Origin of the sequence: Nonomuraea sp. WAC 01424 (assembly GCF_003947315.1) — a bacterium.
GTDB lineage: Bacteria > Actinomycetota > Actinomycetes > Streptosporangiales > Streptosporangiaceae > Nonomuraea > Nonomuraea spiralis.
Genome location: NZ_QHHZ01000011.1, coordinates 375095 through 397341 on the forward strand (window position 1 = coordinate 375095; position 22247 = coordinate 397341).

At 71.6% G+C, this 22247-nt stretch carries 21 protein-coding genes and 1 pseudogene; 14 read left to right on the forward strand and 8 right to left on the reverse strand.

The genetic code is table 11. The features are described 5' to 3' along the window. Nucleotides 1–134: 134 nt before the first annotated feature. The 3 genes and pseudogenes from DMB42_RS56410 to DMB42_RS30220 all read right to left on the reverse strand — a co-directional run. Nucleotides 135–440, reverse strand: a pseudogene (locus DMB42_RS56410) (urease subunit beta); the annotation flags it as partial. Nucleotides 441–471: 31 nt separating this feature from the next. Beyond that, nucleotides 472–777, reverse strand: a complete 306-nt coding sequence (locus DMB42_RS30215) for an urease subunit gamma (RefSeq protein WP_125638956.1) — start codon at nucleotides 775–777, stop codon at nucleotides 472–474. A gap of 10 nt (nucleotides 778–787) precedes the next feature. Continuing rightward, nucleotides 788–1720, reverse strand: coding sequence for an urea transporter (locus DMB42_RS30220; protein ID WP_125638959.1), 933 nt, complete (start codon nucleotides 1718–1720; stop codon nucleotides 788–790). Nucleotides 1721–1946: 226 nt separating this feature from the next. On the opposite strand from DMB42_RS30220, the gene DMB42_RS30225 reads away from it, so the two are divergent. The 4 genes from DMB42_RS30225 to DMB42_RS30240 are packed head-to-tail and all read left to right on the forward strand — an operon-like array spanning nucleotide 1947 to nucleotide 5953. Then, nucleotides 1947–3164, forward strand: coding sequence for an ammonium transporter (locus tag DMB42_RS30225; protein ID WP_125638961.1), 1218 nt, complete (start codon nucleotides 1947–1949; stop codon nucleotides 3162–3164). Next, nucleotides 3164–3556 (forward strand): fluoride efflux transporter CrcB, encoded by a 393-nt coding sequence (gene crcB / locus DMB42_RS30230; protein ID WP_125638963.1) that lies wholly within the window; start codon nucleotides 3164–3166, stop codon nucleotides 3554–3556. The genes DMB42_RS30225 and crcB (DMB42_RS30230) overlap by 1 nt, the downstream gene beginning before the upstream one ends. After that, the gene (gene crcB / locus DMB42_RS30235; protein ID WP_125638966.1) at nucleotides 3553–3930 is read left to right on the forward strand and encodes a fluoride efflux transporter CrcB; all 378 of its coding nucleotides are present in this window, start codon (nucleotides 3553–3555) and stop codon (nucleotides 3928–3930) included. The genes crcB (DMB42_RS30230) and crcB (DMB42_RS30235) overlap by 4 nt, the downstream gene beginning before the upstream one ends. 22 nt (nucleotides 3931–3952) lie before the next feature. Then, nucleotides 3953–5953 carry an APC family permease gene (locus DMB42_RS30240; protein ID WP_125638969.1) on the forward strand — a complete coding sequence of 667 codons (2001 nt, stop codon included), beginning with the start codon at nucleotides 3953–3955 and terminating at the stop codon, nucleotides 5951–5953. Here the strand turns inward: DMB42_RS30240 and DMB42_RS30245 are convergent. Beyond that, nucleotides 5950–6600, reverse strand: coding sequence for a heme oxygenase (biliverdin-producing) (locus DMB42_RS30245; protein WP_125638971.1), 651 nt, complete (start codon nucleotides 6598–6600; stop codon nucleotides 5950–5952). The two genes, DMB42_RS30240 and DMB42_RS30245, sit on opposite strands and share 4 nt — an antisense overlap. Nucleotides 6601–6857: 257 nt before the next feature. On the opposite strand from DMB42_RS30245, the gene DMB42_RS30250 reads away from it, so the two are divergent. From DMB42_RS30250 to DMB42_RS30275, 6 genes are read left to right on the forward strand one after another with little or no spacing between them, the layout of a single operon-like run. Next, nucleotides 6858–7700 carry an STAS domain-containing protein gene (locus tag DMB42_RS30250; RefSeq protein ID WP_396984035.1) on the forward strand — a complete coding sequence of 281 codons (843 nt, stop codon included), beginning with the start codon at nucleotides 6858–6860 and terminating at the stop codon, nucleotides 7698–7700. Further along, on the forward strand, nucleotides 7700–8065 hold the full coding sequence (locus tag DMB42_RS30255; RefSeq protein ID WP_221762408.1) for an STAS domain-containing protein: 366 nt from the start codon (nucleotides 7700–7702) through the stop codon (nucleotides 8063–8065). The genes DMB42_RS30250 and DMB42_RS30255 overlap by 1 nt, the downstream gene beginning before the upstream one ends. Continuing rightward, on the forward strand, nucleotides 8062–8457 hold the full coding sequence (locus DMB42_RS30260) for an anti-sigma regulatory factor (RefSeq protein WP_125638978.1): 396 nt from the start codon (nucleotides 8062–8064) through the stop codon (nucleotides 8455–8457). Before DMB42_RS30255 ends, DMB42_RS30260 begins: the two co-directional genes overlap by 4 nt. Further along, nucleotides 8454–9446 carry an ATP-binding SpoIIE family protein phosphatase gene (locus DMB42_RS30265; protein ID WP_260478032.1) on the forward strand — a complete coding sequence of 331 codons (993 nt, stop codon included), beginning with the start codon at nucleotides 8454–8456 and terminating at the stop codon, nucleotides 9444–9446. Before DMB42_RS30260 ends, DMB42_RS30265 begins: the two co-directional genes overlap by 4 nt. Continuing rightward, nucleotides 9433–11118: an ATP-binding protein gene (locus DMB42_RS30270; protein ID WP_125638984.1), complete on the forward strand. Its 1686-nt coding sequence runs from the start codon at nucleotides 9433–9435 to the stop codon at nucleotides 11116–11118. The genes DMB42_RS30265 and DMB42_RS30270 overlap by 14 nt, the downstream gene beginning before the upstream one ends. Next, nucleotides 11111–12682 carry a fused response regulator/phosphatase gene (locus DMB42_RS30275; protein WP_125638987.1) on the forward strand — a complete coding sequence of 524 codons (1572 nt, stop codon included), beginning with the start codon at nucleotides 11111–11113 and terminating at the stop codon, nucleotides 12680–12682. The genes DMB42_RS30270 and DMB42_RS30275 overlap by 8 nt, the downstream gene beginning before the upstream one ends. 9 nt (nucleotides 12683–12691) lie before the next feature. Here DMB42_RS30275 and DMB42_RS30280 read toward each other — a convergent pair whose 3' ends face one another. From DMB42_RS30280 to DMB42_RS30290, 3 genes are all read right to left on the reverse strand, one after another. Next, nucleotides 12692–14053 (reverse strand): phenylacetate--CoA ligase family protein, encoded by a 1362-nt coding sequence (locus DMB42_RS30280; RefSeq protein ID WP_125638990.1) that lies wholly within the window; start codon nucleotides 14051–14053, stop codon nucleotides 12692–12694. A 238-nt stretch (nucleotides 14054–14291) separates the two neighbouring features. Then, nucleotides 14292–14948, reverse strand: coding sequence for a response regulator transcription factor (locus DMB42_RS30285; protein ID WP_125638993.1), 657 nt, complete (start codon nucleotides 14946–14948; stop codon nucleotides 14292–14294). Then, nucleotides 14945–16339 carry a sensor histidine kinase gene (locus tag DMB42_RS30290; RefSeq protein WP_125638996.1) on the reverse strand — a complete coding sequence of 465 codons (1395 nt, stop codon included), beginning with the start codon at nucleotides 16337–16339 and terminating at the stop codon, nucleotides 14945–14947. Before DMB42_RS30290 ends, DMB42_RS30285 begins: the two co-directional genes overlap by 4 nt. 281 nt (nucleotides 16340–16620) lie before the next feature. On the opposite strand from DMB42_RS30290, the gene lon reads away from it, so the two are divergent. After that, nucleotides 16621–18981 carry an endopeptidase La gene (gene lon / locus DMB42_RS30295; RefSeq protein WP_125638999.1) on the forward strand — a complete coding sequence of 787 codons (2361 nt, stop codon included), beginning with the start codon at nucleotides 16621–16623 and terminating at the stop codon, nucleotides 18979–18981. A gap of 94 nt (nucleotides 18982–19075) precedes the next feature. On the opposite strand, the gene DMB42_RS30300 is transcribed toward lon, so the two are convergent. After that, nucleotides 19076–19492, reverse strand: a complete 417-nt coding sequence (locus DMB42_RS30300) for a MarR family winged helix-turn-helix transcriptional regulator (protein WP_125639002.1) — start codon at nucleotides 19490–19492, stop codon at nucleotides 19076–19078. Between the two features lie 39 nt (nucleotides 19493–19531). Between DMB42_RS30300 and DMB42_RS30305 the strand changes: the two genes are divergently transcribed. The 3 genes from DMB42_RS30305 to DMB42_RS30315 all read left to right on the forward strand — a co-directional run bounded on the left by DMB42_RS30305 (nucleotide 19532) and on the right by DMB42_RS30315 (nucleotide 22241). Continuing rightward, on the forward strand, nucleotides 19532–20329 hold the full coding sequence (locus DMB42_RS30305) for an SAM-dependent methyltransferase (RefSeq protein WP_125639005.1): 798 nt from the start codon (nucleotides 19532–19534) through the stop codon (nucleotides 20327–20329). Nucleotides 20330–20625: 296 nt separating this feature from the next. Then, the gene (locus tag DMB42_RS30310; protein WP_125639008.1) at nucleotides 20626–21588 is read left to right on the forward strand and encodes a methionine ABC transporter ATP-binding protein; all 963 of its coding nucleotides are present in this window, start codon (nucleotides 20626–20628) and stop codon (nucleotides 21586–21588) included. Next, entirely contained in the window at nucleotides 21585–22241 is a 657-nt protein-coding gene (locus DMB42_RS30315) for a methionine ABC transporter permease (RefSeq protein WP_125639011.1), read from the forward strand. Before DMB42_RS30310 ends, DMB42_RS30315 begins: the two co-directional genes overlap by 4 nt. Nucleotides 22242–22247: the final 6 nt, after the last annotated feature.

Sequence of the window (22247 nt, forward strand, 5' to 3'; positions counted from 1 at the left end):
GCCTTCCTGGCGGGCGCCTTCTTCGCCGGCTTCTCCTCGCCCGGCGCGCGGACGGTGGCCGAGGGCTCGGGCTGGTCGGAGTAGCCCAGCTCGGCCAGGCGCAGCAGCGCGTGCGTACGGCTGTCCCTGGCCCGCAGGCCGCCGTCCACCAGGCCCGCGAAGCCGACGACGCGCATGCCGCCGGCGAACTCGACCAGGTTGACCTGGTGGGTGTCACCCGGCTCGATGCGTACGGCGGTGCCGGCCGGGATGTCGAGATGCATGCCGTACGCCTTCTCGCGGTCGAAGCTGAGCGCCCGGTTCGCCTCGAAGAAATGGAAGTGCGAACCCACCTGGATGGCCCGGTCCCCGGTGTTGCGCACGGTCAGGGTGACCGAGGCGCGGCCGGCGTTGATCTCGATCGGGTCGTCCCCGTACATGATCCGGTCCGTGTCCGTCATGTCGAACCGCTCCTTTCTGGTCGAGACGGTGTCAGCCGCCGATGGGGTCGTGGCAGGAAACGAGCTTGGAGCCGTCCTTGAACGACGCCTCGACCTGCATCAGCTTGAGCATTTCGCGCACCCCGGGCATGACGTCCCCGGCGCCGAGCACCTGCTTGCCGAGCTCCATGCACTCGGCCACGGTCCTGCCGTCTCGGGCGCCCTCCAGGACCGCGACGCTGATCAGCGACACCGCCTCGCTGTAGTTCAGCTTGAGCCCGCGGGCGCGGCGCTTGGCGGCCAGGTCGGCGACCACGTAGATCAGCAGCTTGTCCAGTTCGCGTGGTGCGAGGTTCATGAGCCTCTCCTTAGGTGGAAGCGCGCCGGACGCCGGAGAAGGCCGGGACCGCCGCCAGGAAGATCCAGGTGACCAGGACGAACGGCCAGGTCAGGGTGTGCCCGCCGACCGGCTCGAACAGGTGGCCGACGAACGCCGTCAGCACCGTCGCCGAGACCACGCCGGCCAGGGCGTACAGCAGCCCGAGGGTGGTCGGGGCGACGAACGTGCCGCACAGGGCGATGCCGGTGAGCACCGCGTTGTAGCCGTACAGGCCGGCGCCGATGTCGGCGGCGGGCGCGCCGAGCAGGACGGCCACCAGGATCCCGGCGGCGCTGGAGGCCACCGCGGCCAGCGCCACCCGCCATCCGGCGATCGCCAGGCCGATCAGGAAGATCAGCCCGACGTACCACTTGCCCTGGAAGAAGACCTGGCCGACGCCGTTGAGCAGGCCCTGCCACAGGTCGGTGAAGGTCACCGTGGTCCCCGGGGAGGTGGCCGACGGCGGCACCGCCAGCGTGTGTCCCCGCCAGACCCGCTCGTAGGACGGGCCGCCGACCACCATGATCGTGGCCACCACGCAGAACGGCGCGGTGAGCCCCGGCAGGTCGTGCGGCCCGAGCAGGGTCTTGAGCGCCGACGTCAGGACGCTGCCCATGATCGCGCCGACGACGACCAGCAGCACCGTGATCCAGCGGGCCTCGAAGTACAACACCAGCGCGACGCCGATCAGCGTCCCGTTGAATCCTTCGAGCCCCGTGGTGACGCTCTCCCTCGCCGCGCCGAGGAACCAGGCGGCGACCGTGCCCACGGCGGCGCCGAGCAGGCCGAAGAGCGCGAACCGCCATCCGGCGGCGAGCAGCGCGACGACGAAGCAGGCCGAGGTCCAGATGTTGTTCTGCAGATCGACCTGACCGACCCCGCGCAGCGTGGCGAGCGGCAGGTCGGGCACCTCGGCGCGCATGTCCGCCTGCCTCTCTCGCCGGGAATCGGGTCAACGAGCGGCAACATTCCCCAGCGGCCGGCGGGCCACGCGGCGGCGGCAGGTTCATGGACATTCTTTGCGAATGCCGTCGAAGACTAAGAGTGCCTCAACAATGAACAGGCCCGGCAAAGGGGTGTGACCAGGGTGTTTTGCTTCCGCTTCGGCCGATCATCTCTCGTGGAGAAACAGGAAGCGAGGTCGCGCGATGCCGCCAGGGCTCAACACCGGGGACTCCGCCTGGGTGCTCGTGAGCGCCGCCATGGTGCTGCTCATGACCCCCGGGCTGGCCTTCTTCTACGGCGGCATGGTCCGCGCCCAGAACGTGCTCAGCATGCTCTTCATGAGCTTCGTCTCGATCGCCCTGGTGACGATCCTGTGGTTCGGCTACGGGTACGGCCTGGTCTTCGGCCCCGACGTCGGCGGCGCCGGCGTGATCGGCTTCGGCGACCTGCGCTTCGCCGACATCGCGCCCACCATGCTGCACGGCCGGGTCCCCACCTACGCCTTCGCGCTGTTCCAGCTCACCTTCGCCATCATCACGGTGGCCCTGATCAGCGGGTCCGTGGCCGGCCGGACCCGGCTCGGGCCGTGGATCGTGTTCTCCGTCGTGTGGGTGACGCTGGTGTACTTCCCGGTGGCCCACTGGGTGTTCGACCGGCAGGGCTGGATCAGCAAGTGGGGCGTGCTCGACTTCGCCGGTGGCCTGGTCGTCGAGCTGAACTCCGGCAAGGCCGGCCTCGCGCTGGCCCTCGCGCTCGGCCCCGGCGTACGGTTCCGCAGGAAGGAACCGCCCCAGCCGAGCAACATCCCGTTCGTCATGCTCGGCCTCGGCCTGCTGTGGTTCGGCTGGTTCGGCTTCAACGGCGGCTCGGCCATGGCCGACGGGAGCATCGCCGTCAACGCCTTCCTGACCACCATGATCGCCGGCTCGGCCGGGATGCTCACCTGGCTCGTCATCGAATGGTTCCGGTACCGGCACTTCACCCGGCTCGGCTCGGCCACCGGCGCGCTGGCCGGACTGGTCGCCATCACGCCGTCCTGCGCCTACGTCAACTCCGAGGGCGCCCTGATCATCGGCATCGTGGCCGCCGTCGTGGTGTCGTTCGCCGTCACCTGGAAGCTCGTCCTCGGCTACGACGACACCCTGGACGTCGTCGGCGTGCACGGCGCGGGCGGCATCGTCGGCACGGCCCTCATCGGCCTGCTCGCCACCGGCGTCGGCGCCAGCACGACCAAGGGCCTGTTCTACGGCGGCTCGATCCAGGTGCTGCTCAAGCAGCTCGCCGCGATCATCGTGGTCGCGCTCTACTCCTTCATCGTCACCTACCTGATCGGCCGGGTCGTGGACCGGCTCTGCCGGATGCGCGAGACCGAGGCCGAGCAGCTCGCCGGCACCGACGTCCAGCTCGGGACGGAGGAGTGATGGCCGAGCCGCGGCATCCGGCCCGCGCCCTCACCCTCATCGCCGTGGGCGGCGGGATCGGCGCGGTCGCCCGGCACCTGCTCACCCAGACCCTCATGGGCGCCGACCACCCACTGCCCTGGCCCACGCTGGTGGTCAACGTCGTCGGCTGCCTGCTGATGGGCCTGCTCACCGGCGAGCTGACCCGGCACCCGCTGCACCGCATGCCGGTCAAGGCGCTGCTCGGCACCGGCTTCCTGGGCGGCTTCACCACCTTCTCCCACCTGGTGGACGGCGTGCGCGAGCTGACCGTGGACGGCGCCGCCGGCTGGGCCGCGGTCTACCTCGTGCTCAGCGTCGTCCTCGGCCTGCTGGCCGTCTGGGCGGGTCTCACGCTGGGGGGCCGGCGATGATCCTCGTCCTCGTCGTGTTCGTCGGCGGCCTGATCGGCGCGCCCGCCCGCTACCTCGTGGACGCCGCCGTGACCAAAGGGGCCGGCAAAGCGATGCCCTGGGGCACGCTGGCCGTCAACGTCATCGGCTCGGCCATCCTCGGCGTGCTGATGGGGATCGCCTCGCGCGGCATGCTGCCGGCGGTCGTGTTGTCGCTGGTGGGCACCGGGTTCTGCGGCGCGCTCACCACGTTCAGCACGTTCAGCACCGACACCTGGAAGATGCTGGCCGCCGGGTCCACCGGCAAGGCGCTGGCCAACATCGCCATGAACCTCGTGCTCGGCCTGGCCGTCGTCAGCCTCGGCTACCTGCTCGGCAGGGCACTCGCCGGCTGACCGGAAGGAGGCTGGAACGCCCATGACCGCCCCCTGGGAGCGGGTGAAGCGGACCCTGGTCGGCCGGCCGCTGCGGACCAAGAGCCTGGAGCGGCAGTTGCTGCCCAAACGGCTGGCGCTGCCCGTCTTCTGCAGCGACCCGATCTCGTCGGTGGCGTACGCGACCGAGCAGATCATCATGGCCCTCACCCTGGGCGGGCTCGCCCTGCTGCACGTGACCGGCTGGATCGCGCTGGCCATCGTGGCCATGCTGGTGATCATCATCGTGTCCTACCGGCAGACCTGCTACGCCTACCCGGGCGGCGGCGGCGCCTACGTCGTCAGCCGGGAGAACCTGGGCATCAACGCCAGCCTGGTCGCGGCCAGCGCGCTGCTGGTCGACTACGTGCTGACCGTCGCCGTCTCGGTCGCCGCGGGCGTGGACGCCATCACCTCCTACGCGCCCGGCCTGGACCGCTGGTCGGTGGCGCTGAGCGTGTTGTGCATCGTGCTGCTCACCCTGGCCAACCTGCGCGGCAGCCGCGAGTCCGGCCGCGGGTTCGCGGTGCCCACCTACGCCTTCATCGGCTCGGTCTACGTGTTGTTCCTGGCCGCGGCCTGGCGGTTGCTGTCCGGCGAGCGGCCCCGAGCGGTCAGCGCCGACTTCACCATCGAACCGCTCTACCAGCCCGTCGGCGTGGTGGCCGTCTTCCTGGTGCTGCGCGCGTTCGCCTCCGGCTGCACGGCGCTGACCGGGGTGGAGGCGGTCAGCAACGGCGTGCCCGCCTTCCGGCGGCCCAAGAGCAGGAACGCGGCCAACACGCTGGCCATCATGGGCGTGTTGTCGATCACCATGTTCTCCGGCATCACCGTGCTGGCCCTGCTCACCCACGTACGGATGACCGACCCCGACCACCCCGGCAGGCTCGCCGGCATGCCCGCCGGGTACGTCGAGCCCACCGCGCTCGCCCAGATCGGCGAGGCAGTGCTCGGCCACGGCTTCTTGTACGCCCTCCTCCAGGCCAGCACCGCGGCGATCCTGATCATGGCCGCCAACACCGCCTACAACGGCTTCCCCATGCTGGCCTCGATCCTGTCCGCCGACTCCTACCTGTCCAACCAGCTGCACAAACGCGGAGACCGGCTCGTCTTCAGCAACGGCATCCTGCTGCTCGCCACGGCGGCGGCCGTGCTGCTCGTCGTCTTCGAGGCCAACAGCTCCCGGCTCATCCAGCTCTACATCATCGGCGTCTTCATCTCCTTCACGCTGAGCCAGGCCGGCATGGTGCGCCACTGGCAGCGCACCGGCCCGCGCACACCCGGCGTGCGGCGGCGCCAGGCCGTCAACGCGCTCGGCGCGACGGTGACCGCCGCCGTCCTGGTGATCGTCCTGATCACCAAGTTCGCGAACGGCGCCTGGCTCGTCTGCCTGGCCATTCCCGGGCTGTTCGCCCTCATGAAGGGCATCAGGCGGCACTACGACCAGGTACGGGCGGCGACCACGCCGGACACGCCCGTCGAGCTGCCCGGCGGCGCGCACGCCATGGTGCTGGTGTCCCGGCTGGGCAGCCCCGCGCTCCAGGCGGTCGCCTACGCCGCGGCCACCCGCCCGGCCGGGCTGGAGGCCGTGCACGTGTGCACCGACGAGAACGTCAGCCGCGAACTGCGCGAGGGGTGGGAGCGCTACGCGCCCTCCTCCGTGCCGCTGACGATGATCGACTCGCCGTACCGGACCATCGTGGGCCCGGTCCTGCGGCACGTACGGGACTGGCTGGCGCTGCATGCCGGCCAGATCGTGACCGTCTACATCGTCGACTACGTGACCGGCCGATGGTGGGAGCCGGCCCTGCACAACCGGCTGACCGCGCGGCTGCGGGACCGGCTGCTGCTGGTTCCCGGCGTGATGGTCACCCTGGTGCCGTACCGGCTGGCCTCGGGCGAGCTCCGGGCCGAGCGGCAGCCCCGCGACGCCACCCGCCTCGCCGTCCTGGCCAGGCAGCCGACCGACGACGGGGACCAGGCGGGGACGCCGGTCGAGGACTAGGCGGCGGCCCTGACCACGTGCATCAGCTCGGCCAGGACCTCGGTGTTGAGCTGGTAGGCCAGCCGCACCTCGCCGATGATCCGCCGCTGCTCGCGCTCGTCCAGCTCCGCGCCGAGCGCGTCGAGGCGGGCGCGGTAGTCGTCCTTGAACCGGGGCAGGCTGCCCACCTCGTCGAAGATGTAGAAGTCGACGCCGCCGCCGGGCCGGTAGCCGAAGATCTTCTGCAGCTCCATGCGGATGAACTGGCCGCCGGACAGGTCACCGAGGTAACGGGTGTAGTGGTGGGCGATGTAGCCGCCGGGCCAGTCGCTCATCTGGTGGATCCTGGCCTGGAGGGTCCTGGTGGCCTTGGAGGGGGCGACGCGCTCGCGCCAGGCGGGGCCGTAGATCGTGGCCAGGTCGCGTTCGAGGGCGGGCTCGCGGTAGAGCTCGGGGAAGACGAACCGGCCCGCGACCGGGTGGCCGGCCAGTTCCTTGGATACCCCGTCGAGGGCGAGGTAGGCGAAGTAGTGCTGGGCGACCATCTCGCCGTACTCGTGCTCGCTCAACCGGCCGCCCATGAGCTCGGCGAGGTAGCCCTCGGACTCGGCCGACTCGTGATCGCCCCAGGTGGCGGCCCTCAGGGTCGCGGAGAACGACGTCGTCACAACACTTCCTCAACTCGCGGGTACGTTTCTGACACAGTGTCACAAACCCTCGGAGGCCGCGTCAAGGTGATGGCGACAGCATGTCAGCAAAACGCGCCTCGCCTTTCATCTACCCCGTGAGAAGGGCCTCAAGGGGCCCCTGGGTGACGGGTGTGGCGGGGTTGTCGTCGCGTACGGTGGCAGACGCCAAACGGTCCGCTACCTGGAAAAATCGCTCTAACATACCTTGACACTGTCACTCGCCCGTCAACCCAGGAGTGATCTTGACCGTCCATTCCGATGTCGCCAGGCGACGTGTAGAAGACCTGCTCCAGGAGCACGAGGAGCAGATCATCGCCCGCTGGGTGCAGATCGCCAAGGCCCCGTCGGACGAGCTCCTCGACATCTACCGGGCCCTTCGGTCCGCGCTCGACCAGGGCAAGGGAGACCTCGCCGACGTCCGCGGCCTGCTGGCGGAGCTCTCCCGTACCCGCGCCCGCGCGGGCCACCCCCCCTCCGACACCGCCCGCGCCGTGTTCGGCCTCAAGGAGGCCCTGTACGAGGTCGTCGAGGCCGACGGCCTGGCCGAGGCCCTGCGCGGCTTCATCTGGTTCTCGCGGCTCATCGACGACCTCGGTCTGCTCACCTTCGAGACCTTCGCCGACGCTCGCGAGAAGATCATCATGGACCAGGCCGAGCAACTGCTCGAACTGTCCACCCCGGTGGTCAAGCTCTGGGACGGCATCGTCGCGGTCCCGCTGATCGGCACCCTCGACTCCGCCCGGACCCAGGTCGTGATGGAGAAGCTGCTGCAGACCCTGGTCGACACCGGGGCCGAGCACGCCGTGATCGACATCACCGGCGTGCCCGCCGTGGACACCCAGGTGGCCCAGCACCTCCTCAAGACCGTGGTGGCCGCCAGGCTGATGGGCGCCGAATGCGTCATCTCCGGCATCCGCCCGCAGATCGCCCACACCATCGTGACGCTCGGCATCGAGTTCGGCGACATCGTCACCAAGGCGTCGCTGGCCGACGCCCTCGCCCACGCCTTCAGGCGCAGCGGCGTCCAGGTGACCGCGTCCAGGAACTCGCGCATCGCCGTAAGGGCGGAGGGCGTCTGATGGACCGGGTGCCCGTCCTCAAGCTCGGCGACATCCTGATCGTCTCCATCCAGATCGACCTGGAGGACCAGAGCGTGCTGGCCCTCCAGGAGGACCTGGCCGAGCGGGTCGTCGCCACCGGCGCCCGGGGCGTGATCATCGACATCACCGCGGTGGAGATCGTCGACTCCTTCATCGGCCGCATGCTGGCCACGATCGCCACCATGTGCCGCATGCTGGACGCCCAGACCGTGGTGGTCGGCATGCGTCCCGCGGTCGCGATCACCCTGGTCGAGCTGGGCCTGTCGCTGGGCGGCGTACGAACGGCACTGAACCTGGAGAAGGGAGTGGCGCTCCTCGACCACGTCAGGGGCGCCGCCACGTGACCAGGGCGATCACGATCGCGGGCAGCGGGGACGTCGTGGCGGTCCGCCAGATCGTACGCACTCTCGCGATCGAGGTCGGCCTGTCCCTCGTCGACCAGACCAAGATCGTCACGGCCGCCAGCGAGCTGGCCCGCAACGCGCTCGTCTACGCCGGCGGCGGCGACGTGCGCATCGACCACGTCGAGAACGGCCGCAGACGCGGACTCAAGCTGGTCTTCAGCGACGAGGGCCCCGGCATCCCCGACCTCGACCAGGCGCTCACCGACGGGTTCACCACCGGGGGCGGCATGGGCCTCGGCCTCGGCGGCTCCCGCCGGCTGGTCGACGAGTTCGACCTGATCTCCGCACCCGGGAAGGGCACGACCGTGACGGTGATCAAGTGGGTCAGGTGAGCCCCGCCTGGGTACGCGCCGAGGACCCCAGCGCCGTCGGCGCGGTCCGGCGGCGGGCCGTCGAGCTGGCCGAGCTGGCCGGATTCGACGCCACCCGCACCGGGCAGACGGCCGTCGCCGTCAGTGAAGCCGTGTCCAACCTGGTCAAGCACGCCGTGGAGGGCGTCGTCCTGGTCCGGCCGCACCCCGAGGCCCCGGCCACCGTGGAGCTCGTCGCGGTGGACAAGGGGCCCGGCATGGCCGACGTGGCCCGCGCCCTGCGCGACGGCTACTCCACCTCCGGCACGCTCGGCATCGGCATGGGCGCCATCGCCCGCATCGCCAGCGGGTACGACGTCCACTCGGTGCCCGGTACGGGCACCGTGCTCGTCATGCACTTCACCGCCGACGACACGCCCGGCCCCCCGCTGCGCGCCAGCGGCCTGACCCGGCCGATCGGCGACGAGGTGAGCTGCGGGGACGGCTTCGCCATCGCCAGGAACGGCGAGTCGACGACGGTGCTGCTGTGCGACGGTCTCGGCCACGGCCACATCGCCGCCGTCGCGGCGCAGACGGCCGTCGAGCTGTTCGAGCAGGTGCTGGAGCAGGAGCCCATCTCCATCCTGGAGCACCTGCACCGCGGCCTGAACCGGACCCGCGGCGGCGCCGTCGCGGTGGCCCGCGTGCGGCCGGGCGCCGTCACCTTCGCCGGGCTCGGCAACGTCTCCGGCTGGGTCGCCGATGCGGAGGGCCGGCAGGGCATGGTCTCGCTCCCCGGCATCGCCGGCCACCAGGGGCGCACGCTGCGCCAGTTCGAGTACCAGGTCCCCTCCTACGCCACCGTCGTCCTGCACTCCGACGGGCTGACCGACCGCTGGGACCCCGGGAGCATGCCGGGGCTGTTCGCGCGCACCCCCGCGGTCATCGCCGCGACCCTGCTGCGCGAGGCCGGCAGCAGGCGCGACGACGCCTGCGTGGTGACGGTGAGGCCCGGCGATGGCGGGAACTGAGCTCATCCGCGTCCGGCTCGACACCGACCAGGACGTGTTCGTCCTGCGCCGCGTCGGCCGCGCCGCCGCCGAGCTGGCCGGGATGGAGTCGCAGGACCAGATCAGGGTGGCCACCGCCCTCAGCGAGGTGGGCCGGGAGGCGTACGGCCAGGGCGCGGCCGCCGTGATCACCCTCGGCCACGACCAGCTCGTGATCACCATCAGGCACACCCGGCCCTCCGGCCTGAACCACTCCGAGGGCCTGGAACTGGCCGGCCGCCTCGTGGACGACGGCGCCGGCCGCGACGGCAGCGTCACCATCACCAAACGGCTCCGGCCGCGCCCCGCCACAGTCCCGCTGGACGTCATCCGCGCCGACCTCGCGAAGCTGGCCCCGATCAGCGCGCTGGAGGAGCTGCGCGAGCAGAACAGGGAGCTCGCCGAGACCCTGGAGGACGTGCTGCGGCTCAACTCCGAGCTGCAGGAGACCAACACCGGCGTGCTGGCCATGTACAACCAGCTCTCGGCCGAGCTGGAGGAGACCAACAGGGGAGTGGTCGCCCTGTACGCCGAGCTGGACGAGAAGTCCGGCCAGCTCCGCGAGACGATCGAGGCGCGCAACCGGTTCTGGGCCACGGTCAGCCACGAGCTGCGCACCCCGCTCAACTCGGTCATCGGCCTGGTCAGGCTCCTGACCGGCCCGGGCGGCGAGCCGCTGACCCAGGAACAGGGCCACCAGGTCGGCCTCATCGGCGACTCCGCGCAGACGCTGCTCGAACTCGTCGGCGAACTGCTCGACATGGCCAAGGCCGAATCGGGCCGCCTGGACCCGCAGCCCACGCTGGTCGACCTGGCGCGGATGGCCGGGCAGCTCCACGTCACCATGCGCCCGACCAGCGAGCGCGCCGGCGTGACCCTGAGCCACGAGATCGCGCCCGAGGCCGCCGAGCTGTACGCCGACGAGAGCATGCTGCTGAGAATCCTCCGGAATCTGCTCTCAAACGCGCTCAAATTCACCCAGAGCGGGCAGGTAGTGCTGGCCGCGCATGCCGACGAAGCCAGAGGCGAGATCGTCATCACGGTCACCGACACCGGCATCGGCATCTCGGAGGAACATTTGAGGCGCGTGTTCGAGGACTTCTACCAGGTTCCCGGCTCGCTGCAGGTCAAGGCGAAGGGCACCGGACTCGGGCTGCCGTACGCGCGCAGGCTCGCCGAAGCCCTCGCCGGCACGCTGGAGCTGACCAGCACCCAGGGCGAGGGCACCACCGCCACCCTGCGGCTGCCGCACCAGATCGGCACGCCCGAGGTCGAACGCGTCCTGATCGCCGACGACGACGAGGTGTTCCGCGCCGCCGCCCGCCGCATGCTCTACGGCTTCACCGTGCACGTGGACGAGGCCGCCGACGGCGCCGCCGCGCTCGACCTGATGGCCGCCACCCCACCCGACGTGATCCTCGTCGACCTGCTCATGCCCCGCGTGGACGGCAACGTGCTGCTGCACGAGATGGCCGAGGACGAGCGGCTGAGCGGCATCCCCGTCGTCGTCGTGACCATCGCCCCGCAGCGGGCCCCGGGCAACCGGCCGGTGTTGTCCAAGCACGGGCTGCGCAGGGAGCAACTCCTCCAGGCCATCCGAAGTGCCCGCGGGGGCGGGGAGGGCGGCGGGGGAGAAGAGAACCGCGATGGCTGAGCCCGCCTGCGTGCTGGTCGTCGACGACACCCCCACCAAGCGTTACATCCTGTCGAGCTGGCTGCGCAGGTCCGGGCACCAGGTGCTGGAGGCGAGCGGCGGCGAGGAGGCCCTCGGCATGCTCGCCGCGCACGAGGTCGACCTCGTCGTCCTCGACGTCCGCCTGCCCGACATCGGCGGCTACGAGGTCTGCGAGCTGATCAAGGCCGCCCCGGCCACCGCCGCGATCCCCGTCATCCAGGTGTCGGCCAACGCGATCACCCCCGCCGACCGTACGGAAGGGCTGGAACGCGGCGCCGACGCCTACCTGACCGAGCCCATCGAGCCCACCGAGTTCGCCGCGACCGTCGAGGCCATGCTGCGCTACTACCGGGCGCGCTGGCGGGCCGAGCTGATGGCCGAACGCCTGGCCAAGCTGGCCGAGGTGACGCTGCGGATGAACGAGGCCGAGACGTTCGACGAACTGCTGACCGTCGCCGTCGAGGGCACGGCCGAGATGCTCGGCCGCTACTGCGGCACGCTCGCCCTGCCGCCCGACGGACGGCTGCGGCGCTACCGGGTCCGGCCCGGCGAGCCCGCCGAGGCCCAGCCCGCCGCCTCCGACGTGCTCGACCGCCTCGCCGAGCTGACGCTGAAGGACGCCTCCAGGGCGCGGGTGTTCACGCTGACCACCGGCGAGTGGCAGGGCCTGCTGCCGGACGTACGCGTCGACGGCGCCGCGACCGGCGTGCTCTGCCGTACCAAGAACTCCCCGTCGCCGGTCTACCTGGGGGCCGAGGCCGTACCGCCGCTCGACGCCGACGAGGTGAACCTGCTGCGCCAGCTCGGCCAGGAACTGGCGCTGGCGCTGGGCGCGCTGCGCGCCTACACCGAGGAGCACGACATCGCGCTGACCCTCCAGCGCAGCCTGCTGCCCAGCCGCATCCCCGAGGTGCCCGGCCTCCAGGTCGCGCTGCGCTACCAGCCCGCCGTGGACAACGTCGAGGTCGGCGGCGACTTCTACGAGGTCCTGCAGGTCGACGGGCGCGTCCTGGTCGCGATCGGCGACGTGGAGGGCCACTCGCTGCACGCCGCGACCGTCATGGCCGAGCTGCGCCACGCCCTGCGCGCCTCGCTCATCGCCCAGGTGGACCTGAGCGCGTCGCTCGACCTGCTCAACCAGCTCATGCGGCGCTACCACCGGGGCCTGACCGCCACCGTCTGCCTCATGCTCATCGACCCGGCCACCGGCGAGATCGAGCTGGCCAACGCCGGGCACATGCCGCCGCTGTTCGCCGGGCCCGGCAGCTCCTACCACACGCTGGGCAACCTGCTGCTCGGCGCGGTGCCCGAGGAGTACCAGGTGGACCGGCTGAAACTGCCGCCCGGCGGCACGATGATGTTGTTCACCGACGGACTGCTGGAGGACCGGCACGTCCTGCTCGACGACAGCATGGAGCGGGCCAGGCGGCTCGCCGAGACCGTCGAGGACGACCTGGAGGAGTTCGCCGAACGCATGCTGGGGGCGTTCGGGGCGCGCGAGGACGACGTGGCGCTGGTCGTCGTACGCCGCACGCCCGCCTAGACCCGCGCCCTACCGCGTGTAGCGATGCTTGGCGCCCGGCGGGAAGTACTCCGGATCCCCGGCCTCCCGCAACCGGATGAACGGCGTCTGCTGCGCCACCGGCACATAGTTCGCGAACTCGCTGTTCAGCCGCAGGAGCTGGGCCAGGATCGAGGTGCCCACGGCCTGCGCCACCTCCTCGGACGGCTTCTCGCCGGGCATCAGCTCCACCGTGACCGTCAGATGCCGGTCGTGGTCGGCGTCCACCGCCGCCTCCATCACGAACTTGCCCGTCACCGACCCGCTGACCTCCGGCTGCTCCAGCCCGACCGCGATGTTCTCCGGGTAGACGTTCGCGCCGTAGTAGGACAACGTGAAGTGGCTGCGGCCGAAGACGTAGACGAACGGGTGCCGCGGGCCGGACGCCGTGGAACTGAAGCCGCGCCGCAGCGCGAACTCCAGCATGCGCTCGTACGGGATCACGCCGCCCTCGTCGGCGATGTGGTACCTGACCAGCGGGACGCCGTTGTCGCCGGAGAACAGCAGGGTGCCCTCGTGCGCCTCGAAGAAGCGCACCCCGGGGTCGTACTGCACGAGGGTCGGCAACCGGGACTCCCCGAACAGCTCCCTGGCCGCCTCCGGCCGCGCGGACAGGAAGCGGCGCAGCTCGACCGAGAGCGGCGTCTCGTTGCCGAGCACGCCGGCGTCGGCGGTGCCATAGAGGGAGGCGATGCCGCGTACCGGGTCGGCGATCCCGGCGCGGCCGGCCACCAGCGTGCGCCACTCCTCGCTGAACACCTCGCCCGCCGTGACCAGCTTGACGTCCCAGTCGGCCCAGGGGAGCGGCTCGGTGTCGATGACGTTCTTCAGGAACGGCGGATAGCCCAGCAGGACCACCTGGTCGAAGTGCGGCGCCAGCTCCGGCAGCACCCGCGCGATCTCCCTGCGGTCGGTGCCGGGCGCGACGACGGTGATCGGGTAGCCGCGTTCGGCCAGGTGGCGGCAGCAGTCGATGGTGAACAGGCCGCCTACCCAGGTGCCGAGGGCGAAGCAGACCACGGCCAGCGTACGGCGTTCGCGGGCGCCGAAGGAGTCCCTGAAGACCTCCTCGAACCGGGCGGCGATCACCCGCTCGTCGGCCACCGTACGCGGCCAGAACGACGGCGTGCCCGTCGAGCCGGACGACACGGCCACGAGGTCGCCTATCACGCCGTCCCTGCACAGGTCGGGGAGGGGGTGGTGGCGGATGTAGGTGTCCTTGCTCGTCATCGGCAGGCGGCTGAAGTGCTCCAGGGTGGTGACGGTCGCGGGCTCGACACCGTGCTCGGCCAGGAACGTGCGGTAGGCGGGCACGGTTTCGGCCACCTGGTGGAAAAGCTCAAGAGGTTCCATGGGCTGTGCGCGTCCGCCCGCCCCCGTCCGGAGACCGGCCCCGCGCCTCCTCCCTCCGAAATACACCGACTCCACCCCATGGTGACACCCCCACCCCATCCAGCCCATCACCCACACTCCCGCCCATCTCTGGCGCGCTGGCTCGCCGTACGCGGCCTCTCGGGGCGTGCGCCGGCTTCCTACCCCCGGTTCGCCCGTCCGACGTTCCCGGGGCGTACGTGGGCCCTCGGAGGGCGGGTCATTCGCCGGGGCGGACGAGGCCGGATTCGTAGGCGAAGACGATGGCCTGGGCGCGGTCGCGCAGCCCCAGCTTGGTCAGCATCCGCCCCACATGCGTCTTGACCGTCTGCTCGGCCACGAACAGCTTCTGGGCGATCTCCTGGTTGGACATGGCCTGCGCGACCAGGATGAGCACCTCGGTCTCGCGCTCGGTCAGCTCCTCCGGCCGCCTGCCCGTCGGGGTACGGGGGCCGCCCAGCCGGGCGAACTCGTGGATCAGCCGCTTGGTGACCGCCGGGGCGATGAGCGCGTCACCGGCCGCGACCACCCGGACGGCCTCCGCGAGCTGCGCCGCCGAGGCGTCCTTGAGCAGGAACCCGCTGGCCCCGGCCCGCAGCGCCTCGTAGACGTAGTCGTCGAGGTCGAACGTCGTCAGGATGAGCACCTTCGAGGCCGGGCTCGCCGCCAGCACCTCCCGGGTCGCCTCCAGCCCGTTCATGACCGGCATGCGTATGTCCATCAGCACGACGTCGGGGCTCAGCTCGATCGCGCGCGCCACCGCCTCGCGGCCGTCGGCCGCCTCGCCCACGACCTCGATGTCCGGCTGCCCGCTCAGGAACACGGTGAAGCCCGTGCGCACCATGCCCTGGTCGTCGGCGATCAGCACGCGGATCACGCGCCGCCCTCCCTCTTCTCGGCCGCCTTCCCGGTCGGCTGCTCCCCGATCGGCTGTTCCTCGATCGGCAACGCGGCGCTCACCTGGTAGCCGCCGCCCCTCGCGGGCCCGGCGTCGAGCGCGCCGCCGAGCAGCGCCGCGCGCTCGCGCATGCCCACCAGCCCCTGTCCGGCCCCGGGCGTGGCCGCGGGGGACAGGCCGGGGCCGTTGGCGACGCGCAGGCGCAGCGTGGCGTCGTCCCGCGTGATCTCGACGGTGACGCTCGACCCCGGCGCGTGCCGCATCGCGTTGCTGAGCGACTCCTGCACGATCCGGTACGCCGACAACCCCACCGCGGGCGGCAGCCCGCCGACCGGCCGCCGCTGCCTGACCACGACGGCGAGCCCCGCGTTGCGGGCGTTGGCCACCAGCTCCTCCAGCCGGTCGAGGCCGGGCTGCGGCGCGGTGTCGGTGCGGCCGTCCTTGTCGCGCAGGACGCCGAGGACCTGCCGCAGCTCGGTGATGGCCTCAAGCGACAGCGCGCGGATCTCCGCCAGCCCGGCCTCCAGCTGCGTCGGGTCGCCCGCGGCCTTGAGCGGCACCGCCTCCGCCTGGATGGCGATCACCGACATGTGGTGGGCGACCACGTCGTGCAGCTCGCGGGCGATGCGGGCGCGCTCCTCCAGCACCGCCTGGGCGCCCTCGGCCTGCCGGGTGCGCCGCTCCTCCTGGATGAGCCTCGCCGTGGCGTTGCGGCGGGCGCGCACGTTGTGGCCGAACAGCAGGACGACCGCCGCGAGGCCCCCCACCACCGGCATCGAGTTGCCGTCGGCGGCCCACAGGAACAGGGCCGTGACGACCCCGGCCCCCAGCACGATCCGCCGGTCACAGCGGACGCCCACGGAGTAGAGCGCCAGAAGGAAGGCCACCCCCACCGTTATCGGATACGGCGCGTAGCCCTCGTCGCGGCCGATCGTCAGGTTGGTCCAGACGGCGACCGGGGCGAGGACGATCGCGACCCGCCACGCCGCCAGCGGCCACCGGTTGCGCAACGCCATGGGCAGGCCGGCGGCCAGGCCCGTCAGGAGGACGAACCCGCCCCAGACCGGCAGCGGATCGCCCGGCGTCAGCGCGGCCTGATCGTTCCACTCCTGGGCCGTGGACAGCGTCACGCCGAACAGCTCCACGGCCAGCACGAGCTCGGCCACCTGCACCAGGCTGAACGTCTTGACCGGGACCAGCCACGCGAGCCACCGCGGCACCGGCATCATCAGCCACCGGGAACGGGGCCGTGGCGGGGGATCGGCGCTGCCGGTGAGCAGCGCGAGCGTGAAGGGCCGCAGCACCGCCAGGAGAGCCCGCCCCAGCGTGACCGCGTGGCGCAACGCCACCGCCCCGGCCCCGCCGCTCACGCCATCCGGTTCGGGAGAACCAACCGGTTCGGGGGACGGGGACGCGCCGGCACGCGCGCCGCTCGCCGGGGCGGGGGGCGAGGAGCGCCGGTCACGGTGATTCACCTGGTCAAGAATACGGAAGGCCGACCCGTCCGGCGTCAACCCCAGGTCTGATCCGGACCTCACTCTCAGGTATCGCTTACATCATTACGATCGCCGTGAGCGAACATCGGCAAGGTTGGGAACAATGGCCCGCTCTGATGAATTGAGTCGGTATAACTCAACCCTTTGGAGTTCGCATGAGTGAGAGCTTGATCCTCCCGGTCCTGCCGCTCGACGACGAGGTCGTCCTGCCGGGCATGGTGGTTCCGCTGGACCTGTCCGACTCCGAGGTGCGTGCTGCGATCGACGCGGCCCGCGCGTCCGGTGGTAACAAGCCGCGGGTCCTCCTCGTTCCCCGGATCGACGGCCGTTACGGCGCCGTCGGCGTCCAGGCCGTGATCGAGCAGGTCGGGAGGCTGCCGGGGGGTGAGCCCGCCGCCGTGGTGCGGGGTGTCGACCGCGTCCGCGTGGGCACCGGCACCACCGCCGCCGCCGCGGCACTGTGGGTCGAGGCCGACACGATCGACACCGTGGCGGCCGGCGAACGCGCCCAGGAGCTGGCCAAGGAGTACAAGGCCCTGGCCACCACCATCCTGCAGAAGCGCGGCGCCTGGCAGGTCGTCGACCAGGTCAACCAGATCGACGACCCCTCGGTGCTGGCCGACAGCTCCGGCTACACCCCCTGGCTGACCACCGCGCAGAAGATCGAGCTGCTGGAGGCCGCCGACCCGGCCGACCGCCTCGCCAGGCTGATCGAGTGGTCCCGCGAGCACCTCGCCGAGCTCGACGTCGCCGAGACGATCCGCAAGGACGTCCAGGAGGGCATGGAGAAGCAGCAGCGCGAGTTCCTGCTGCGCCAGCAGCTCGCCGCGGTGCGCAAGGAGCTCAAGGAGCTCAACGGCGACACCGCCGAGAGCGAGGAAGAGGACTACCGGGCCCGCGTCGAGGCCGCCGACCTGCCGGAGAAGGTGCGCGAGGCCGCGCTCAAGGAGGTCGACAAGCTGGAGCGCACCTCCGACCAGTCGCCCGAGGGCGGCTGGATCCGCACCTGGCTGGACATCGTGCTCGACATCCCGTGGAACGAGCGTACCGAGGACAACTACGACATCACCGGCGCGCGGGCCGTGCTCGACGCCGACCACACGGGCCTCGACGACGTCAAGGACCGCATCATCGAGCACCTGGCCGTGCGCAAGCGCCGCCAGGACAAGGGCGTCGGAGTGGTGGGCGGCCGGCGCAGCGGCGCCGTCCTGGCCCTCGCCGGTCCTCCCGGGGTCGGCAAGACGTCCCTGGGCGAGTCCGTGGCGCGCGCGATGGGCCGCAAGTTCGTCCGCGTCGCGCTCGGCGGCGTACGCGACGAGGCCGAGATCCGCGGACACCGGCGCACCTACGTCGGCGCCCTGCCGGGCCGCGTCGTCCGGGCCATCCGCGAGGCCGGCTCGATGAACCCGGTCGTCCTGCTCGACGAGGTCGACAAGGTCGGCGCCGACTACCGCGGCGACCCCACGGCGGCGCTGCTGGAGGTCCTCGACCCGGCCCAGAACCACACCTTCCGCGACCACTACCTGGAGGTCGAGCTCGACCTGTCCGACGTGCTGTTCCTGGCCACGGCCAACGTGCTGGAGGCCATCCCCGGCCCGCTGCTCGACCGGATGGAGGTCGTCACCCTCGACGGCTACACCGAGGACGAGAAGGTCTCGATCGCCCGCGACCACCTGCTGCCCAGGCAGCTCGAACTCGCGGGGCTGACCTCCGAGGAGGTCAAGGTCGAGGACGCGGCGCTGCGGAGGCTGGCCGGCGAGTACACCCGCGAGGCCGGCGTGCGCTCGCTGGAGCGGGCGGTCGCGAGGATCCTGCGCAAGGTGGCGGCCAAGGACGAGCTGCCCGTCACGGTCGGCGCGGACGACCTGGTCGGCTACATCGGCCGGCCGCGGTTCGTGCCGGAGTCGTCGCTGCCCGAGTCCACCCAACGCACCTCGGTGCCGGGCGTGGCCACGGGCCTGGCGGTGACCGGGGCCGGCGGCGACGTCCTCTACGTGGAGGCGTCCCTGGCCGACCCGGAGACCGGCGAGACCGGCCTGACCCTGACCGGCCAGCTCGGCGACGTGATGAAGGAGTCGGCCCGGATCGCGCTGTCCTACCTGCGCTCGCACGGCGCGGAGCTGGAGCTGCCGGTCACCGCGCTGAAGGACCGCTCGGTCCACGTGCACTTCCCCGCGGGCGCCGTTCCCAAGGACGGTCCCTCGGCGGGCGTGACGCTGACGACCGCGCTGGCCTCGCTCCTGTCGGGCCGCCAGGTCCGCGCCGACGTGGCCATGACCGGTGAGATCTCGCTGACCGGGCGGGTCCTGCCGATCGGCGGCGTCAAGCAGAAGCTGCTGGCCGCCCACCGGGCGGGCATCACCACGGTGCTCATCCCGGCGCGCAACGAGCCCGACCTGGACGACGTGCCCGAGGAGGTCCGCAACGAGCTGACCATCCACGCGGTCAGCGACGTGCGCGAGGTCCTCGACATCGCGCTCGCCCCGGCCGAGGTCGCCTCCACGGTCGCCGCCTGACCCGAGAGGGCACGGCCCCTCACGCCGCCCCGCCGCACCCGGCCCCTCCGGGTGCGGCGGGGCGGTCGCATGTCCGCGTGGCCGTTCGAGGAGGTCAGGCGGTGATCAGGAGCGCCTCCAGCTCCTCCAGCAGCGCCACGACGCGGGCGGCGCGTTCCGGGTCGCCGACCGCGGCGCGCACCGCGTCGTCCACCGGCCTGCCCGCGCGGCGGTGGACCGCGTTCAGGGCCAGGTCCGTCGCCGTCACCCGGGTACGCCGCCCGTCGCCGGGATCGGGCGCCGCCTGGACGAGGCCACGCTCGCGCATCCTGGCCACCGAGGCCGACACGTGACTCTGGACGAACCCCGTCCTGGCCTGGATCTCGCCGACGGTGCTGCCCGGGTGGCGCAGCACGTCCTCGAAGACGGCCTCCTCGCCGGGGGTCAGGGGCGGGCCCTTGGTCTCGCCGGCCGCCGCCTTCGACAGCTCCACGAGCCGCCGTCCGAGCCTTCGCATCCGTGCCACGTTCATGGTCGCCAATCTTATCGCTGGAGATGTATCGTTGAAGATATGAATGGAGTGGCGAGGACGGCGGTGGGCGCGGCCTGGTTACGGGCGCGCGAGAGCGAGCGGCCCGACCGGCTGTTCGACGACCCGTACGCGGGCGCTTTCGTGGCGGCGGCGGGCGCCGGGCAAGGGAGCGGGGCGGCCGGCGTCTTCGGCGACCACCTGGCGTTCAGGACCAGGTTCTTCGACGACTACCTACGGGAGTCGGGCTGCGACCAGGTGGTGTTGCCGGCGGCCGGGCTCGACAGCCGGGCCTACCGGCTCGCCTGGCCGGCCGGGGTCCGGCTGTTCGAGCTCGACCAGCCCGAGCTGCTGGCGTTCAAGGACGGCGTGCTGCGGGAGCTGGGCGCGACGGCGCGGTGCGAGCGCGTCCCGGTGCCGGTGGACCTGCGCGAGGACTGGCCGGGCAGGTTGCGCGCGGCCGGGTTCGACCCGGCGCGGCCCACGGCCTGGCTGGTCGAGGGGCTGCTGATCTACCTGAGCGCGGCCGAGGCCGGGCGGCTGCTCGGCGAGATCGGCGCGCTGTCGGCGGCGGGCAGCAGGCTCGCCTTCGAGCACGACCGGGCCGCGGCCGCCGCGCTCATCGAGCGGGCGCGCACGATGCCCGCGTTGCGCCGCGTCGCCACCCTGTGGAAGGGCGGCCTCGGCGAGGACGCCGTCGCCTGGCTGACCACCCGCGGCTGGCGGGCCGACGTCGTCGAGCTGTCCGCCCTCGCCGCCCGGTACGGCCGCCCGGCCCAGGGCGGCGGTTTCCTCACCGCGGTACGAGGTGACGCAGATCACCCCGATTCCCCGGAATAGGAGTATGGAAAGGCGGCGTTAGCACCGGCGTGAACGAGGCATACGCGAACGACCACCGCGCCCACCGGGACGCCATGTGTTGTCGCATGCGTATGGGGCGAATGCCGGCCCGTTAGAGACCAGATCCCGCCCGTTCTCCTCGAAGGTCACCATGATCCACACACCTTGCTTCGTGCTGCGCAGGCTGACTCACCTGCCGTTCCCTCCGGGCAGCCACTAGATCCCACCGCTCCGACGGTGATGTTCGTGTCAAGAAGCGGCCGCGTACCGGCCGCTCTCAGTCGTGGGGAATTTCCGTGATCCAGGCTTCCGGCCTGCGCAAGCAGTACGGCCAGACCGTCGCGCTCGACGGCGTCGACCTGCACGTGCGCGAGGGCGAGATCTACGGCGTGCTCGGCCAGAGCGGCGCCGGCAAGAGCACGCTGCTGCGCTGCGTCAACCTGCTCGAACGCCCGACCGCAGGCACGGTCACCGTCGCCGGGCAGGACCTGACCGCGCTGCCGGGCCGCGAGCTGAACCGCGCCAGGCAGCGCATCGGCATGATCCACCAGCACTTCGCGCTGCTGTCCTCGCGCACGGTCGCCGGCAACGTCGCCTTCCCGCTGGAGGTCATGGGCGTGCCCAGGGCCGAACGGCAGCGGCGCGTGGCCGAACTGCTCGACCTCGTCGGCCTGTCGGGACGCGGCGGCGACCGCCCCCACCAGCTCTCCGGCGGCCAGAAGCAGCGTGTCGGCATCGCCAGGGCGCTGGCGGGCAACCCGTCGGTGCTGCTGTCCGACGAGGCCACCTCCGCGCTCGACCCGGCCACCACCCAGTCGATCCTGGCCCTGCTCCAGCGGCTCAACGCCGAGCTCGGCCTGACGATCCTGCTCATCACCCACGAGATGAACGTCGTCAAGAGCGTCTGCGACTCGGTCGCCATCATGGCGCGCGGCCGCATCGAGGAGTCGGGCGCCATCGCCGACCTCATCAGGACCCCCGGCTCCCGCCTGACCAGGGAGATCTTCCCGCTGCCCGAGCCCGCCCCGGCCGGCTCGGTCACGCTCACCTTCACCGGCGACCCGGGCCGCCCGCTGGTCTCGGAGATGGCGCGCAAGTTCGACGTGGACGTCAACATCCTCGGCGGCTCGATCGAGGACCTGGCCGGCGGCTCGGTCGGCCGCCTGCGCGTGGCGCTGACCGGCGCGGAGTCGTCCTCGGCGCTGTCGTACCTGCGGGAGTCGGGGCTGCTCGTCGAAGTCGCGGGGGAGGCCGCATGACCTGGGAAGAGATCGTTCCGCTGCTGTGGCCGGCCACGTGGGAGACCGCGCAGATGGTGGGCTGGGCCACGCTGTTCACCGTGCTGTTCGGGCTGCCGCTCGGCGTGGCGCTCGTGGCCTTCGACCGGGGCGGGCTGCGTCCGTTGCCGGCGCTGAAGTCCGTGCTCGGGATCGTCGTCAACATCGGGCGGTCGTTGCCGTTCATCGTGCTGATGATCGCGATCATCCCGTTCACCCGGCTCGTGATCGGGACCACGATCGGGACCGCCGCCGTGGTGGTGCCGCTGACCGTGGGGGCCGTGCCGTTCTTCGCGCGGCTGGTCGAGACGGCGCTGCGCGAGGTCGGTACGGACGTCGTACAGGCGGCGCAGGCCATGGGGGCCAGCCGGACCGCCATCGTGCGCAAGGTCCTGCTGCCCGAGGCGCTGCCCGGCCTCGTGTCGGGACTGACCGTCACGATCGTCGCGCTCATCGGGTACTCGGCCATGGCGGGCACCGTCGGCGGAGGCGGGCTCGGCGACCTGGCCGTGCGGTACGGCTACCAGCGGTTCGAGACGCTCGTGATGATCGTGACCGTCGTCCTGCTCATCGTCATCGTGCAAATTCTGCAGAGTCTGGGCGACTGGGTCGCTCGGCGCATTTCACATAAGTAAGGAAAA

Excerpts from the sequence above, each read along its gene's own strand:
- DMB42_RS30270 (WP_125638984.1), top strand. The coding sequence starts at position 9,433 with ATGGCGGGAACTGAGCTCATCCGCGTCCGGCTCGACACCGACCAGGAC.
- DMB42_RS30300 (WP_125639002.1), bottom strand. The coding sequence starts at position 19,492 with ATGAACGTGGCACGGATGCGAAGGCTCGGACGGCGGCTCGTGGAGCTG.
- DMB42_RS30275 (WP_125638987.1), top strand. The coding sequence starts at position 11,111 with ATGGCTGAGCCCGCCTGCGTGCTGGTCGTCGACGACACCCCCACCAAG.
- DMB42_RS30255 (WP_221762408.1), top strand. The coding sequence starts at position 7,700 with ATGGACCGGGTGCCCGTCCTCAAGCTCGGCGACATCCTGATCGTCTCC.
- DMB42_RS30315 (WP_125639011.1), top strand. The coding sequence starts at position 21,585 with ATGACCTGGGAAGAGATCGTTCCGCTGCTGTGGCCGGCCACGTGGGAG.
- DMB42_RS30225 (WP_125638961.1), top strand. The coding sequence starts at position 1,947 with ATGCCGCCAGGGCTCAACACCGGGGACTCCGCCTGGGTGCTCGTGAGC.
- crcB (WP_125638963.1), top strand. The coding sequence starts at position 3,164 with ATGGCCGAGCCGCGGCATCCGGCCCGCGCCCTCACCCTCATCGCCGTG.
- DMB42_RS30215 (WP_125638956.1), bottom strand. The coding sequence starts at position 777 with ATGAACCTCGCACCACGCGAACTGGACAAGCTGCTGATCTACGTGGTC.
- DMB42_RS30220 (WP_125638959.1), bottom strand. The coding sequence starts at position 1,720 with ATGCGCGCCGAGGTGCCCGACCTGCCGCTCGCCACGCTGCGCGGGGTC.
- crcB (WP_125638966.1), top strand. The coding sequence starts at position 3,553 with ATGATCCTCGTCCTCGTCGTGTTCGTCGGCGGCCTGATCGGCGCGCCC.
- DMB42_RS30305 (WP_125639005.1), top strand. The coding sequence starts at position 19,532 with ATGAATGGAGTGGCGAGGACGGCGGTGGGCGCGGCCTGGTTACGGGCG.
- DMB42_RS30280 (WP_125638990.1), bottom strand. The coding sequence starts at position 14,053 with ATGGAACCTCTTGAGCTTTTCCACCAGGTGGCCGAAACCGTGCCCGCC.
- DMB42_RS30240 (WP_125638969.1), top strand. The coding sequence starts at position 3,953 with ATGACCGCCCCCTGGGAGCGGGTGAAGCGGACCCTGGTCGGCCGGCCG.
- lon (WP_125638999.1), top strand. The coding sequence starts at position 16,621 with ATGAGTGAGAGCTTGATCCTCCCGGTCCTGCCGCTCGACGACGAGGTC.